The following is a 16,256-nucleotide window of genomic DNA, read 5'->3' on the forward strand; positions in this document are numbered from 1 at the left end:
GCGATCGTTTTTGCCTGAAAGATTTACTGGCTGCCTACCTGGAGAGCCAGCAAAATGGCCGTATTTAATTACCCCTGCTTTACCTGTTGTTTACCCTTTGTTGCTACCAGGTTAACCCCAAGTTAACCCCAGGGTTACCCCGGCGTTACCTTTTCTCTACCTAAAAGGTAAAGCCAGCGCCTGCTTTCGCAGAATGGCAACACCGCTTACGGTTATGCTGCCCTTAAGCAGGCTGCCACCCAATGTCATTAAGCTAAGGGATAATTGCAAAAAGATGTTACCCTGAGCGTAGTCGAAGGGCATTTATTTGCATTTTATCAATCTCAAAAAGTCTTAGGCTACGCTCTCCACAGGAGTTCTTTGGACAGGGTGGCAACCGCGGTGCTTAGCTTAATTCATCGGGCAGCCACAAACCCCAGGCTCTTGCACCATTGCCCCACAACTGTAACGGTCCATTTTAGCTCATTATCCGTATTAATTGGTCCAATTTAGCTCATTTTAGCTCAAAATGGGGTGCTAATGGCGCAAAGCCACTAGGTTTGAGCATGGATTTTAAACATACCGGTATAAACAGCAATCTTTTTTTAACAAACATTTTTCCACTAAAAAAACAAAAATTACTGAAGGCAAAAGTTTTGCTAAAGCAGCTAAACTTTATGGTGCGCGCGCTATACCGCAAAATTTCCTGATTGATCCCAATGGCAAGCTTGTTGGCAAAGCCTCTTTAGTATTTACCTAAGAGGTTTTGTTATTTGTCATTTTAGTATATTTAACAAAAACAAACATTTAGAATAATGAACCGATTCATTACACTGATTTTATTGATGCTGCTTTTTTCTATAGCACGTGGGCAAAAGACAGTCACAAATAAATTAGAAGATCTGTCAATTGCAGTAAAAAACGGTGCTTATCCTAACCTTGAGGGGCTGATTATAAACAAAGACGACAAGAAGATATATGAAAATTATTTTCATGGATTTAGCAAAGACAGTCTGCACGATACCCGTTCTGCTTTTAAGTCAGTAGCAGGAATATTGATCGGTATTGCTATCGACAGAGGATTTATTAAAAGTGCCGACGAAAAAGTATATTCTTATTTTCCTGAATATAGGCCTTATGGGAATTGGGATGCGCTGAAAGACAGTATGACTATTGAAAATTTACTTGAGATGAAATCTGGCTTTGACTGTGAAGAATGGGATGGGACCAAGGACTGTGAAGATGATATGCAAACTAAACAGGACTGGATAAAATTTTGTCTTGACCTGCCTTTAAAAAACAAGCCGGGGACCCGGTGGGATTATACATCAATAAATGCAGTGCTTTTAGGGGGCATAATTGCCCATGCTTCCCACATGACTGTTTCGGATTTTGCAGACCTATATCTTTTTAAACCATTAGGTATTACCAACTATAGATGGACTAAAGATTCCATGGGCCATGAAACAACAGCGGGTTCCTTCTATATTTCTACCAGAGACCTGAATAAAATAGGACAATTAGTTTTAGCCGATGGTGTTTTCAAGGGTAAAATAATAGTATCTAAAAAATGGATAAAAGTTATGACGGAAAAACGCCATAAAATTGAGGACTTTTCCAATGTGGGGATTTCTAAAAACAGTACAGCTATTCCTCAGCCAACTTATTATTCTTATACATGGTATAATGAGGAAGTAAAGACTGAAAGTTTTAATTACAATATTGTTTTTGCTTCCGGAAATGGTGGACAGTATATTATGGTGGTAAGAGAATTAGGCTTGGTTGTATCATTTAATGGAAACAGTTATAACTCCTCAAAGTCAAAATTGCCTTTTGACATCATGATTAAATACATTTTGCCTTCTTTTGAACAGAAATAGTTGCCTTTCTATGGGAACTTACTGTGGTATTAAATTTTTATGACCAAGCAAGAAAGCATCATTTCACATCCGGTTTATTAAATATTCGCCATTTGCCGGTCGCTATTAGACAAATTTATATGTTGCCTGATGCCAATGTATCAAATACTTGAGAACTGTATTTTATATTCCAACGGTTTTTTGTTCATAATTTCCTTAAACTGCTTGTTGAAATTGGACAAGGTATTAAATCCACATTCATAGGAGATTAAAGATACAGGCATATTGGTTTCTATCAGTAGTTTACAAGCATATTTGATGCGTAACTCTATAATAAACTTGGAAAATGTCCTGTTATTCCTCGCCGTAAAATATCTGCTGAACGAAGACGAAGTCATGCACAATATTTCTGCCAGTTCCGGCAAGGAAATCCTGCTCCGAAAGTTTGCGAGTGCATATTCGTAAACTTTGTTCATGCGGTCGGTCTCATTCTCATTAACAGGATCACTATATTCTGTATGTGAGATGTAATGATAGGCTTTCGAATTTGCCAATACCTGAAGGATCTTGAGTAATTGGATTAAGCGCTCTAATCCATTCATTAGTATGAGTTCTTTCATCATACAGGTAACAAGGTCTTTGCACTCCCCGTAGAATTCCAATCCTCTGGCCGATTTTTTTAATAGCTTTTTGACCAGCAGCATTTCTTCCTTTTGCATCATCTGCTCACCCATGAAGTTTTCCTGTAGGTAGATGACAATCCCATGGACGCTCAATTGACTATCCTTTTTGAAGTAAGCCTCATCACTTCGCCAAAGATGTGGTAGGTTGGCACCTGTGAATACCAGGTCGCCAGGTTCGAACGACTTAATGCTATCGCCGATAAATCTCGTTCCTGTGCCTTCTAACACCACAAATAACTGGTACTCGCAATGCGAATGCCAAACGGGATCGAAATGTTTGTCATCCAGTTTTTTGATGATAAACATTTGTGTTTCGGGGATCGTAGATTTTTGAACAGCTGCTTTCATATTCGACTCAATAACATTTATCCTTTTTGTTGACATGTTAATAGTCAAATGTAATAAACTCATTGACAAAATACAGTCAGTATTGGACAAAAAAGTAGGAGGCATTGTAAGCCTATTTCTAGATATTAGCTTTTGAATGCTAACCAAAATAAACACATACAATGAAAAAGTACTTAGCGATAGGCGTTATTTGCCTGGCTGCGCTATTCAGCTTAAGAGCTAGTTTAATAACAGATATAAAATCGCCGCGATTGGAGGTTTTGCTGCTGGGGCACGACAGCCAACACCATAATTCTGAAAAATTTGCAGAAATCATTTCCCAGGAATTCTTTAAAAATGGAATTAATATTTCCTATACAACTGATGTTAATGATCTGAATGCAGAAAACCTGTCTAAATACGACGCACTAATGATCTATTCGAACCATGATCAAATCACAGCGGCTCAGGAAAAGGCTCTTCTGGATTATGTGAAAAGTGGTAAAGGATTTATTCCCGTTCATTGCGCATCCTTTTGTTTTCAAAACTCGGCTGCTTATATCGATATGGTAGGCGGACAATTCAAGACCCATAAAACAGGCGATTTTTCAGCAACAATTGTAGATGCCCAACATCCCGTTATGGAAGGCATAACGTCATTTAGCACCTGGGACGAAACTTATGTGCACGATAAGGTTGCCAAAGATATTCATGTACTTACAGAGCGGGTGGAAGGCGATCACCATGAACCTTATACCTGGGTTAAGAACTATGGTAAAGGCAAAGTGTTTTATACTGCTTATGGCCACGACGAACGTACCTGGAAAAATCCATCTTTCCTTAAATTACTGGAAAATGGAGTACTATGGGCCGTTAATGATGAAGCAAAAAAGCAATGGGAAAAATTGCCTAAACCAGCTCCGGAATATAGCGATGCCAAACTTCCAAATTATGAAAAAAGACCTGGTGGCTTTAAACTGCAGGCTGCACTGAATCCCACAGAATCGCAATTAATGACCCAGGTTCCGGTTGACTTTAAGTTGGAGATGTTTGCTTCGGAGCCTGATATATTGAAACCAATTGCCATGGCCTGGGACGAGCGTGGCAGGTTATGGATCGTTGAGACAGTTGACTATCCCAATACCGTTAGAGATGTTAAGGGCGAAGGGCATGACAGGATTAAAATTTGTGAGGATACAGATGGAGACGGCAAGGCCGATAAATTTACCGTTTTTGCCGATAAGTTAAATATTCCAACTGGTATTGTTTTCGCTAAGGGAGGAGTTATTGTTGCTCAGGCACCTGATTTCATTTTTCTGAAAGACACAAACGGCGACGACAAAGCTGATATCAGGGAAACGATAATTAGCGGATGGGGTACATTTGATACCCATGCCGGTCCTTCCAGTCTACATTATGGATTCGATAATAAAATCTGGGGTACCGTAGGTTACTCAGGCTATAACGGAAAGGTTGGCGGTAAAGCAATCAAATTTAGTCAGGGGGCCTTCCGTTTTGACGGTGCCGGGAAAAACCTGGAGTATTTAGGTGGTACCAGTAATAATACCTGGGGCCTGGGATTCTCCGAAAACAATGATGTATTCCTTTCTACAGCAAACAACACCCATAGTGCTTTTTTAGGCATTCCGAGTCCTTACCTTGATAAAATCGGTGTTCCGGTTAATCAGGCCATAGATAAGATAGACGGGCATTATGCCATGCATGTGGTTACTAAAAACCTACGTCAGGTGGATGTTTTCAACGGATTTACCTCCGCAGCAGGACATAATCTATATACGGCCAGGAATTTCCCTAAAACTTACTGGAACCGGATTGCTTTTGTTAATGAACCAACCGGACGGGTAGTTCATCAGGCCATACTGGAACCATCTGGATCCGGATTTAAAGAAAAAGACGGCTGGAACCTGGTAGCCAGTGCCGATGAGTGGTTTGGGCCTGTGCAGACTGAGGTTGGCCCTGATGGTGCTGTTTGGGTGCTTGATTGGTATAATTTCATTATCCAGCACAACCCAACTCCGCCAGGTTTTGAAACTGGTAAAGGGAATGCTTACGTTAATCCACTCCGAGACCGCGTACACGGACGGATCTATAAAGTGGTCTATAATAAGGCAAAGCCATCAGCCATCAAATCACTGGATAAAAGTGATCCGAAATCACTATTAAAGGGTTTACAAAGTGATAACCTATTCTGGCGCATGACTGCGCAGCGGCTGATTGTTGAAAAAGGGGATAAAACATTGGTGCCTGATTTATACAAAATAATCAGCAATCAAGAGGTGGATGAGCTCGGGATCAATGCGCCGGCTATACATGCCTTATGGACATTGCACGGCTTGGGGATGTACAGTACAACTGAAGCTTTCCAAGTAGCAGTGCATGCCTTGCATCACCCTTCCGCTGGGGTTCGAAAAGCAGCGTTACAGGTATTGCCTAACACGGCTGCCGCGCTGGTGGCTATCCAGGGAACAGGTTTGTTAAAAGATAAAAATCTAAATACCCGTTTGGCTGCATTTTTAAAACTCGCTGACCTGCCGGTATCGCCATCTGTTGCTAATGACCTCTTAGCCGCTCAAAAGGATTCTGTAAACACTGGCGACAGATGGATTAAAGAGGCACTAAAAATTGCGGTTTCAAAACAGGTTAAAAATACCGTAGAATCAACAAAAGCACCAGCTACAAAACCTGCAGTTAAAACGAAAGCAGATCAGGTGATTACCATAAAACCTATTGTAAATGCAATGAAGTTTGATAAAAAAACTTTTACTGTAAAAGCCGGGACAACAGTTGAGCTGGTGTTCGATAATATTGATTTTATGCAGCACAATTTGCTCATTCTTAAAAAAGGGAGCATGAACAAAGTGGGGGCAGCCGCAGATAAACTGGCTCAAAATCCTAAAGGTGCAGAAATGCAATACGTACCTAAAATGCCTGAAGTATTGTTTTATACACCCCTAGTAAATCCGGAAGCGAAGTTCAGATTGAGATTTAAAGTTCCGGATGCAGTGGGCGACTATCCATATATCTGCTCTTTTCCGGGGCACTGGAGAATTATGAATGGAGTAATGAAAGTAACCAAATAACCAAATATAAACTAAACCTCTTCATCATGTCAAAATTAAGTGCTGAAAATTCCGGGGCTCAAGCTGTTCCGGATATGAAACTCTTTTATGCCTGCTTTATATCGCTGGTGACCACAGCATTCGGATTTATTCTGAGGGCATTGATTTTGCCTCAATGGGGTATTGACTTCAATTTAACCCAAACTCAGTTGGGTGAGATTGCGGGAGTGGGTTTATGGCCCTTCGCCATCAGTATTGTGCTTTTTAGTCTGGTAATCGATAAAATAGGTTATAAAACAGCCATGATATTTGCTGTAGTGTGTCATATATCCTCAGCATTTCTGACCATATTTGCGAATGGATACTGGATGTTATACCTGGGCTCTTTCATTGTAGCCATAGGCAATGGTACTGTTGAAGCGGTGGCGAATCCGGTAGTGGCCACTATGTTTCCCAAACAAAAGATCAAATGGCTCAGCATCCTTCACGCAGGTTGGGCAGGTGGCTTAGTTTTAGGAGGCGTAATGGCACTGACATTAGGTGTTGAAACCAGGTGGGAATATAAAATTGCTTTAATATTGATTCCTACATTGATTTATGGGATCATGACCCTGGGTCGTAAGTTCCCTTTAAACGAAAGGGTTCAGGCAGGTGTGTCTTACAAAGAGATGCTTCAGGAAGTAGGGGCAGGTGGGGCACTGATTATTGTCACCCTGATTATCTTTCAACTCGGTGCCGTATTCGGATGGTCTATCCCAACCAATGTAATGATTACGCTGTTGATTACGGGAGGATTTTGGTATTACACCAGAAGTTTCGGCCGTCCTTTATTTATTATTCTACTATTGGTGATGATTCCACTGGCTACTACAGAACTGGGTACAGATAGTTGGATTACAGATTTGATGACTCCCGAAATGACCAAAATCGGACTTCAAGCCGGTTGGGTACTCGTTTATACCTCAGCAATCATGTTTGTATTGAGATTTTTTGCGGGCCCGCTGGTGCATAAAATTTCCTCATTGGGCTTGTTGTCACTATGCTCCGGAGTTGCTGTAATTGGCTTATATATGCTTTCTGCATCTACCGGAATTATGATACTCGTAGCTGCAACCATTTACGGATTAGCTAAATCTTTCTTTTGGCCTACCATGTTGGGGCTCGTTTCAGAACAATTTCCTAAAGGAGGCGCGCTGACACTAAATATTACAGGCGGACTAGGAATGATTGCTGCAGGGGTAATCGGCGCAGGGATTCTTGGTTTTATCCAGGATAAATCTGTAGATAAGAAAATTGCACAGTATGATGTCGTAAACAACACGGTTATCCATAATACCTATGTAACAGAAAAGAAAACCAGTTTATTTGGCGACTACAAAGGGCTGGACCAAACTAAACTTTCAGGAGCTAGTCTTAAAGATCAGCACACCGTAACCGCCATACGTGACGGTGCAAAGAAAGAAGCCCTTCGCTACATTGTTATCTTTCCGTTAATCATGTTAGGTAGTTATCTTTTGCTGATGCTGTATTTTAGGTCAAAAGGAGGGTACAAAGTTGTACTATTAGAAAATCGAACGACACAGGAGAATTAAATATGTCAGTAAATATAAAATATGGAGCAAGCACCTGGTTGTGGACTTCTCCATTCCAGACCTCATCTGTCGAAGAACTATTTTCTAAAATTTCGGCGCTCGGATTTGATGCGGTAGAGATTGCTGTCGAAGATCCGTCACTGGTTGACGTAGAAACAGTACGTTTAGCGCTTCAAAAATATAAGTTAAAGGCGGTTGTTTGTGGTGCTTTTAGTACTAGCCGTGATCTGACCAGTGAAGATCCTGATGTTCGGCAAAACTGTTTTAAGTATATCGAAACCTGTCTGGATTTATGTGTGTCCTGGGGTGTTTCCATTTTTGCAGGGCCAATGTATTCTGCTGTAGGCAAAGCCAGGATGGTGCCGCCAGAACAACGTGAAAAGGAATGGCAATTAGCAGTCATCAACCTGCGGATTGCTGCTGAAATGGCTAAGTCTAGAGGGGTACGTCTGGCTATAGAACCACTTAACCGGTTTGAGTCGGATTTGGTAAACACTGCAGAAGATGTACTGCGCCTTATTAAGGATATTAACCATCCTTCAGCTGGAATATTGCTCGACGGATTTCACATGGCCATAGAGGAAAGGAATATAGAAACTGCAATTAGGTTGGCTGGTGATCGGCTGCTACACCTGCAGGTCTCAGAGAATTACAGGGGATCACCTGGTACAGGACAAACACCATGGGATTCCTATAAGGCAGGACTAGAAGCTATAAACTACCAGGGGATAATCTCGATAGAGAGTTTTACACCAGCAAATCAGGATTTGGCGGCAGCTGTATGTATCTGGCGTCCATTTGCCGATAGTCAGGATGATTTTGCCAGAGAAGGACTTGAATTTTTAAAATCACATTTCAATAAATAATGGAGCAAAGAAAAATAAACATTGCCATAGTAGGCCTCGGTTTTGGTGCAGAGTTCATACCGATTTATCAGAAACATCCCAATGCTAACATGTATGCCATTTGTCAAAGAGATGCTGAGAAACTTAACAATATCGGGGATGCCTTTGGGATTGCTACAAGGTATACCGACTTTGACGAATTACTGAAAGATCTGGATGTAGATGCGGTGCATATCAACACGCCGATCCAAAATCATGCTGAGCAGTCGCTAAAAGCGCTTAGGGCAGGTAAACATGTAGCTTGTACAGTTCCTATGGCTACTAGTGTGGAGGAGTGCCGGCAAATTGTTGCAGCTGTTCAGGAAACTGGATTAACTTATATGATGATGGAAACGGTGATCTACAGTCGCGAATTTTTATTTGTAAAGGAGCTTTATGAAAGAGGTGAGCTAGGAAAACTACAATTTTTACGGGCTTCGCACCAGCAGGAAATGGCTGGGTGGCCGGGGTATTGGGAAGGTTTGCCTCCAATGCATTATGCTACACACTGTGTTGCCCCTGTTCTGGCATTGGCCAAAGCCGACGCCGAATATGTGTCTTGTTTTGGTTCAGGGACTATCGATGCACATCTAATCCCTAAATATGGATCCCCATTTGCCATAGAAAGCTGCCATATTAAATTTAAAGATTCAGATCTGGCCGCTGAAGTAACCAGGTCATTGTTCAATACAGCAAGACAATATAGGGAGAGTTTTGATGTTTATGCATCGAAAAAGAGCTTCGAATGGACGCTGATAGAGCACGAGCATTCCGTGATTCATACCGGTGAAACGCCTCAAAAAGTAGCTATTCCGGATTATGCGCATTTGCTTCCGGAAGAGATACAGCACTTTACTACTGGTGGTGTGTACGATGGAGAGAACAATCAGCACTTGTCATTTATTCAGGGAGCTGGTCATGGTGGCTCTCACCCTCATCTGGTACATGAGTTCATCTCTGCATTGATCGAGGAGCGGGTACCTTTCCCTGATGCAAGGCAATCGGCAAATATTACCTGTGTAGGTATCCTTGCCCACGAAAGTGCGATGGAAGGCGGTCACAGAATAAAACTTCCAGACTTTACAATCTCTTAAGTAGGAACTCATTTAAATGGGGTTCAGACAGCCGTTTGTAAAAATGGGAACTATCAAACCCCTTCTTAATTAATTCGGTGCGGCATATTTTTCTTGGTTGACGCACCTCACATATTATATTATCTGGTCAAAAAAGCCACTAAATGCTAAAACAAAAGCCTGTAAATTGTTTATTTGCAGGTTTTTAGTGTTTTTTTTTGGGTGATTTCTGTTACTGATTCCAGTGAGCCGAAGGGAGTCGAGCCTTTCTTTTAATTGATTGAACTACTACAAGTTTATTTAAGAATGGCTAAAGGTATGCCCATTCAATGATTTGTTTAATGGTCTTCTTTATTTCGGCCTGTGCTTCCTCTTTCCTGATATCAACTCCACAGATCAGCCCGTTATTCGTATGAGCAATCAAGGTAATGTAATATATACCCCCTATTAGCAGGGCAGCAACCGGTCTGATATTTTTGTCTTTGCCTTTAAAGTATTGGTCAGTAAGTTCACTAAAAAACTGCTCTCCCAAAGATTCACGTCTCTCATTCAACTCCTCTAATACTTTTGAACTTTCGCACACTCCCCAACTGATGATCTTTCGCATTTCTTCATTTGCAATTAAAGAATCGAGTTGATCTTCCAATAAATGATACAACATCTCTTTGCCTTGGTCGCTTCTGTTTTGCTCGATTATTTCTTTTGACTGATCGATATTTGCAGTATAAAAATCGCTATTGTTCAGGTATTCCTTTACCAGGCCTTCCATACTGCCGAAATAATCATAAACCAATTTCCGGTCTACTTCGGCTTTTAATGCTACTTTGCTAACGTTTAAGCCGGTAAAACCGTCACTTTTTAAGATTTTACCAACAGCGGCCAGAAGTTTTTGTTTTGTCCATTCTTTATTTCTGATAGGGCCGCTCGTAGGTTTTCTTGTCATTTGAAGTTTTTAGGTTACTGATCTGGGGAGATTTCCAAATATATATAATGCAGCGCTAATTGTTCCATCTTTTTCAGCAGAACACATTGAAGTAACGAACGTTACAGATGAATAAAGCACCGATCTGTTTTTCAATCCAGGAAAAGGTTTTAAAAATAAACAACGGATGAGAGAAGTGCTTTTATACCTTTTGCAGTTTTCAGCCGGTGTTTTTTGTTTTTTCATGAGCCTTTATATTTTCAACGGCATTTAAGCTAGCTGTGCTGGTCTTTTTGACGCCAAAAAGAAAGAAGCCTGTCCGGCTAGGACAAATAAAACACCCCGTCCTGCGGACACCCCGCTAAAAGAGGGGAATTATATACCGCTGAAATTTAAACGTCATTCATATTGATTTTTATGAAATAAATTATCCCTCAGGGTAACATCTTTTACGATTTATCCCTTAACTTAATGATATTGAGTATATGGGACATGCTTTAGCCTCCATCACTATGTTACGCAAGCCTGTACACGATTTATCAGGGGCTTTGAAAGTTAGCATATCATTTACAGCAAAACCTGTAATGGCGTTAAGCCAATTTAAGCATACCGGTTTACCCGGGCAACGAAATGGTCGATATTAAAGGGCTTTGCTATAAATTCTGCGCCACAGCCCGAACCCTTAATTTCGTTCTGGGTAGTGTTGGCAGACATCATAATGATATTAATGACTGAGGTACGTTCATCCATGCGCAATTGTCTGCAGATATCGAGTCCATTACCGTCGGGTAACATAATATCGAGTATTGCTATATCAGGCAATCTCTGCAAGATCATTTGGTTGAATGCTGCAACGGTAGGGCAGCCATTTACCTCGTAGCCTTCTTCTGACAGGATATAACTGACCACCTCACTGATATCCGCATCGTCCTCCAGGACATAAACTAATTTTTTGCTCATTTGTGTTTGTCTTTGTTATATTAGATTTTAATGTGTGTTCGGCAGGCGGGGAACCGCAAATTTAAATGCAGCACCTTTGCCGGGCTCGCTTTCCACCCATATCCGCCCTCCATGGCGTTCAATAATCTCCTTGGTAATGTAAAGGCCCAACCCAAGTCCGGATATATTCCGGTCCTTTTCTCTTACCCTGTAAAACTGGCTGAATATATGTGCCTGTTCGGCGGCAGGAATCCCTGCTCCATAATCTATCACAGAAATAATTATTTCATGGTCATGGTTTACAGCCGTTATGTTAATATCCCGGGATTGGGGCGCATACTTTACTGCATTGCCAATCAGGTTTGTGATTACCTGTTCCATCCTCATTTTATCCCCCTGCAATACAAGATCTCCCTGGCGGACATAAATATAATTGTGCCCGGGAACGGTCTGCTCAAATGTTTCGCAGATATCACCGATCAGTGCGCCAAGGTCCAACTGTTCAAAATTGAACTGTAATTTGCCAGCCTGGACCTTGGAAATGTCGAACAGGTCGTTGATAAGGATATTGAGTTTGTCTACCTGCTTGATCGCCTTGTCTAAAAAAACTTTGTTCAGGCCATCTGAAGCAGTTTTTTGAAGTACCTGAAGAAAGCCGCTCATAGAGGTGAGCGGAGTTTTGAGTTCATGGGAAGCCAAAGCTATAAATTCATCTTTTTTAAGGCTGAGGGTTTTGACCTCTTCAAAAAGTTTAGAGTTGTCGAGTGCTATGGCTGCCTGAGATGCAACCCCAACCACCAGGTCTTCATGATCCTGCAAAAATATGCCGGGTTCTGGGTGACCAAAGAAAAGTCCTCCGATTACTGTTCCTGTTGAGGAAATAACGGGGACAGCCAGATAACTGACCACAGGCAGGTGTCCATCGGGCATCCCAAAATGGGGAGCCATTTTGCCATAACGTTCATCTTTTCTGATGTTGTCTACACGCACAACCCCCTCACCGCTGAAGGTGGTGTGGAACACTGCTGTATTACGGGGCATACCAAATTTTTCAAACGCCTCACGGGGAGCGCCCGAGAGTGTATAGAGCATGTAGGATTCACCTTCCTCATTGATTTTATTGTAAAAGAAAGCGCCAAATGCCGCCCCGGTAAGTTCTGTTGTTGCATCGGTCACTTTCTGCAAAATGACATCAACATCCAGCTGTTCACTAATGCTCTTACCTATCGAATTCAGGATCATGAGCTTTTGGGAGTTGCTTTTTAAGGCGTTTTCTGCTGCTCTCTGGGCAGTGATATCCCTGGCTACTTTTGAGGCGCCAATGATTGTTCCTTCACTGTTCTTTATCGGGGAAACTGTTAAGGAGACCTGGATTTCCCTGTTTTCCTTGCTTACCCTTATGGTTTGAAAGTGATCTATTTTTACACCTCTTTTGATACTGCTTATGATGCGTTCTTCCTCATCAAGACGGTCTGGCGGGATCAACATAGAGATATGGCGGCCAACGGCCTCGGTTTCGCTATAACCGAAAATATTTTCAGCTCCTTTATTCCATGTGGTGATTATGCCGGCGAGCGTTTTGCTTATGATGGCATCATCGGAACTCTCCACTATGGCAGCCAGTGCGGCCTGCTTCTCATCGGCGAGTTTTTGAGCTGTAATGTTACGCGCAATTTTACTTACCCCAATAATACGGCCCTGCTTGTTCCTTATGGGCGATACGGTAAGCGATATGGGTATTTCAGCTCCGTCTTTGGCCAGGCGTACTGTCTTGTAATGTTCGATTCTTTGGCCTGCCTTTATCTTATTGATAATATAATCTTCTTCATGTATCCTGTCTTGAGGAATGAGGATGGTAATATGTTTCCCGATTACCTCTGATGCAGAATAACCAAAAATTCCTTGTGCTCCCTTGTTCCAGCTGGTGATGAAACCATCCAGCGTTTTAGAAACGATTGCATCTTCAGATCCTTCAATAATGGCCGCTAGTGTAGCTTGCTGCTCTTCAGCGGTATACTCATCTGAAATGTCGCGGATCATTTGGGAAATGCCTATCAGTTTTTCCTCGGCATCAGTAATTGGAGAGATGGTAATGGAAACATGCAGGTCTTCCCCGGTTACGGATCGGCGTATGGTACGGAAATCATGGATCTTTGCACCGCACCTCACAGTATCCACCAAGCGCTCATACTCTTCAAAAACGGCTTCTTCCATTATTTCGGAAACTGCCTTTCCGATCTGTTCCCTGGTAAAACCAAACAGTCGCGCTGCCGCTGGGTTTATATCTGTAATTTTAAAATCAATGTCATGGCAGATTACTGCGTCTTCCAAGCTTTCAAAAATCGACTTAAAGGTAAACAGTTGATTTTGGGAAGTTAAGTCCATACTGGGCGGCAATTATTTAATTAAAGAAGGTACATTCACATTAATACCCGATCTAAATTAACAATCCAGAGCGATAATAGTTTTGAGAATATAAAAATGCATCCCTTCATGGACTGTCCATTTTGGCCTTTTCGATTAAACCCATCGACTTTGAACTCGTGTGATGCAAAAAGAATGACGTGTTTAATTTGAACTAAATGTGGTTTTTGCCTGATTATACGAGTTTATTATTAAGAATTGCCTTTGCCTTCAGGCGGTAGCGTTTGCATTTGAAGGATTGCGGATTTTTGATATCATGCGTTGGGAGACCGGTCCGGATGCCTATAAGGATTTAAAAGGCTTTAATCCTGCTAAATTAACCAGGTTTGCGTCTACCGGAATCGTATATGAGATTACCACGGCATTGCAGCGGACGCCCTTTGATGCCGCAAAAGGATATTTATGGCCGATCCCAAAAACGGAAACCGATGCCAATAAACTGATTAAATAAGAAGATCTGCTGCCGGTTGATATCCTCAATATGTTTTGGATATCAATGGGTTTTAGGTTGAGCCCAAAGAAGTCGAATCCTTGTTTTAATTATTTGTAAATCAGTATCTTTTAAGTATTTATAGCTTTATTTCTCCAAAAAATTACCTCGAAGATTTTGTTTCTTATGTATATTATCAGGACAATTAAGGTAAGGCTTACACCCAATATCACTAAGTTAAGGGATAATAAAAAGATGTCACCCTGAGGTTTAATTTATTGTATAAAATCAATATAAATGACGTTTAAATTTCAAGTGATATATATTCCCCTCTTTTAGAGGGGTGTCCGCAGGACGGGGTGTTTTATTAGTCCTAGCCGGACAGGCTTCTTTCTTTTTGGTGTCAAAAAGAAACAAAAAACACCGGCTGAAAATTTTTCTTTCGAAGCCAGTGGGGTGGCTTGGGCAGTGTGGCCCGAAAAATTTGTTAGGCCGGATTAAGTAGAACGGGGATACGGTGCTACGGCCTAGTTGGGCGGAAATACACGTGGGCATAAGCCGCTCATATTTAAGTAATTACAGAATAACCTCAATTGTAGCGTAATCGAAGGGTATATGACAGAAAAAACTGATAACCACAAAAGTGCAAAGAACCTAATTAGAGCGAATGTCTTTTGATAACTTTTGTCGGGTTTCTCGTAGTCACGATTTTTTCATCCAGAATGGCTTGTGCAACAGTTTTACCCATTGCCTCAAAATCAGTTGAAATGACCGTAATACCATCTTCAAGCACTTCTTTCACAAGCGTATCATTATAAGAGATGAGACCTATATCCTTCCCTAACTTAAGTTTCTTTTTTCGGGCGAGCTTAATTAACATGACATCATCGGTATCGTACCTGCTAAAGGTTACATAAGCATTACCTTTTTGAAAAGTCTTTTCATCAATCTCAGATTGTATCAGATAGGGGTACTCAGTTTCAGTGCAATAATGTAAAAACCCCTCAATTACCAGCCTGGCATGTACAGCTTCGGGATGGGCAACCAATATCAGCCGGTCGTATTTTTTTAACTCAGCCTGTAGCTTATGAAGGCTATTATAAATGTCATAGCCGTAATCCTGGTATATGCTGCTGTAATTGCCTGATAAACCTTGCTCATTTAAATCAATAATTATTCTTTTCTTATCCGGAATCAGGTTCAGGAGCGGGGCTACATTTTCTTTTAAAAAAGTTGCAACGACGTAGTGTGTATATGAACCCAGATTTTCTTTGATCAATTTTTCAAATACCTGATAATTATGATGGTGAAAGTAGATATCTATATCGGCGCGGTTTTCCAGTTGATTAAAAAGTGTCCTATAAAACTGTTCACGCAGAATATTCATTTTATCAAGCAGCAAAAACACGCGGAAGGAATGATGAATGGCCTTTTTGCGTACATAATATCCTTTTCTGTATACAGATTCCACGATGCCTTTTTCAACAAGCTCATTCAGGCCTTTGAGTAAAGTTTCCTTACTCATTTTTAATTGCAACTGCAGCTGCTTAAGAGAAGGCAGCTGATCTCCAATACGTAGCTGATCAATTTCAATCAGCGACATAATGTGATCGGCAAGCTGCTGGTATTTCATCTTGCCTTGATTGCCTTTCTGGAGTGTGTTTTCAGAGGTCATAGGTATATTATTTAGGCAAATGTAATTAATGCACCATACAAACCAAACCAGTCCACATAATAATTATTCAATTAATCACGCATTTTGGGTGTAAGGAGCTTTTTTTTATTTTTTTATCTTTTGTAAAGAAATAAAATATATTATATTTGTTTAGTAACCAGTCCAGTCCAGACCAGACTAATGTTGTGAGCATTTGATGATGTGTGTAGTAATTATTGTTATACTGCTCTAATTGCTATTATCGAGATCTGGATGAGGTTTTAAATGCTTTAGCAAATCATTTAAATATACTGCAGATATGTAAATGTCTGTCGTAACAATATAACCAAATATAAACAATGAATATGAAACCAAACTTACTCTTAACGGTGCTATTGGTTCTGGGTATT

Annotated in this window: 12 protein-coding genes; 6 read left to right on the forward strand and 6 right to left on the reverse strand. The window is 41.0% G+C overall.

Features of this window, described 5'->3' with window-relative positions; genetic code table 11:
- Positions 1-156: 156 nt before the first annotated feature.
- On the reverse strand, positions 157-303 hold the full coding sequence (locus ASU31_RS27680) for a hypothetical protein (RefSeq protein WP_157258340.1): 147 nt from the start codon (positions 301-303) through the stop codon (positions 157-159).
- A gap of 521 nt (positions 304-824) precedes the next feature.
- Here ASU31_RS27680 and ASU31_RS26670 point away from each other — a divergent pair.
- On the forward strand, positions 825-1,859 hold the full coding sequence (locus ASU31_RS26670) for a serine hydrolase domain-containing protein (RefSeq protein ID WP_245224623.1): 1,035 nt from the start codon (positions 825-827) through the stop codon (positions 1,857-1,859).
- 140 nt (positions 1,860-1,999) lie between these two features.
- Here ASU31_RS26670 and ASU31_RS26675 read toward each other — a convergent pair whose 3' ends face one another.
- Positions 2,000-2,905 (reverse strand): AraC family transcriptional regulator, encoded by a 906-nt coding sequence (locus tag ASU31_RS26675; protein ID WP_209435072.1) that lies wholly within the window; start codon positions 2,903-2,905, stop codon positions 2,000-2,002.
- Between the two features lie 125 nt (positions 2,906-3,030).
- Between ASU31_RS26675 and ASU31_RS26680 the strand changes: the two genes are divergently transcribed.
- From ASU31_RS26680 to ASU31_RS26695, 4 genes are read left to right on the forward strand one after another with little or no spacing between them, the layout of a single operon-like run.
- A complete protein-coding gene (locus ASU31_RS26680; protein ID WP_057935278.1) occupies positions 3,031-5,949 on the forward strand; it encodes a PVC-type heme-binding CxxCH protein in 2,919 nt (972 codons plus the stop codon).
- 26 nt (positions 5,950-5,975) lie between these two features.
- Complete coding sequence (locus tag ASU31_RS26685) at positions 5,976-7,520, forward strand: MFS transporter (protein WP_057935279.1); 1,545 nt, start codon at positions 5,976-5,978, stop codon at positions 7,518-7,520.
- Between the two features lie 2 nt (positions 7,521-7,522).
- Positions 7,523-8,386 (forward strand): sugar phosphate isomerase/epimerase family protein, encoded by an 864-nt coding sequence (locus ASU31_RS26690; RefSeq protein ID WP_057935280.1) that lies wholly within the window; start codon positions 7,523-7,525, stop codon positions 8,384-8,386.
- On the forward strand, positions 8,386-9,498 hold the full coding sequence (locus ASU31_RS26695; RefSeq protein WP_057935281.1) for a Gfo/Idh/MocA family protein: 1,113 nt from the start codon (positions 8,386-8,388) through the stop codon (positions 9,496-9,498). The genes ASU31_RS26690 and ASU31_RS26695 overlap by 1 nt, the downstream gene beginning before the upstream one ends.
- Positions 9,499-9,787: 289 nt before the next feature.
- Here ASU31_RS26695 and ASU31_RS26700 read toward each other — a convergent pair whose 3' ends face one another.
- The 3 genes from ASU31_RS26700 to ASU31_RS26715 all read right to left on the reverse strand — a co-directional run bounded on the left by ASU31_RS26700 (position 9,788) and on the right by ASU31_RS26715 (position 13,723).
- Positions 9,788-10,420 (reverse strand): TetR/AcrR family transcriptional regulator, encoded by a 633-nt coding sequence (locus ASU31_RS26700; RefSeq protein WP_057935282.1) that lies wholly within the window; start codon positions 10,418-10,420, stop codon positions 9,788-9,790.
- 579 nt (positions 10,421-10,999) lie between these two features.
- A complete protein-coding gene (locus ASU31_RS26710) occupies positions 11,000-11,359 on the reverse strand; it encodes a response regulator transcription factor (RefSeq protein WP_057935284.1) in 360 nt (119 codons plus the stop codon).
- Between the two features lie 27 nt (positions 11,360-11,386).
- Complete coding sequence (locus ASU31_RS26715; protein WP_083505559.1) at positions 11,387-13,723, reverse strand: PAS domain S-box protein; 2,337 nt, start codon at positions 13,721-13,723, stop codon at positions 11,387-11,389.
- Between the two features lie 229 nt (positions 13,724-13,952).
- On the opposite strand from ASU31_RS26715, the gene ASU31_RS26720 reads away from it, so the two are divergent.
- Complete coding sequence (locus ASU31_RS26720; RefSeq protein WP_280739896.1) at positions 13,953-14,213, forward strand: RagB/SusD family nutrient uptake outer membrane protein; 261 nt, start codon at positions 13,953-13,955, stop codon at positions 14,211-14,213.
- Positions 14,214-14,850: 637 nt separating this feature from the next.
- On the opposite strand, the gene ASU31_RS26725 is transcribed toward ASU31_RS26720, so the two are convergent.
- Positions 14,851-15,867 carry a GntR family transcriptional regulator gene (locus ASU31_RS26725; RefSeq protein WP_057935286.1) on the reverse strand — a complete coding sequence of 339 codons (1,017 nt, stop codon included), beginning with the start codon at positions 15,865-15,867 and terminating at the stop codon, positions 14,851-14,853.
- Positions 15,868-16,256: the final 389 nt, after the last annotated feature.

The sequence above is a fragment of the Pedobacter ginsenosidimutans genome (genome assembly GCF_001442625.1).
Taxonomy (GTDB): Bacteria; Bacteroidota; Bacteroidia; order Sphingobacteriales; family Sphingobacteriaceae; genus Pedobacter; species Pedobacter ginsenosidimutans.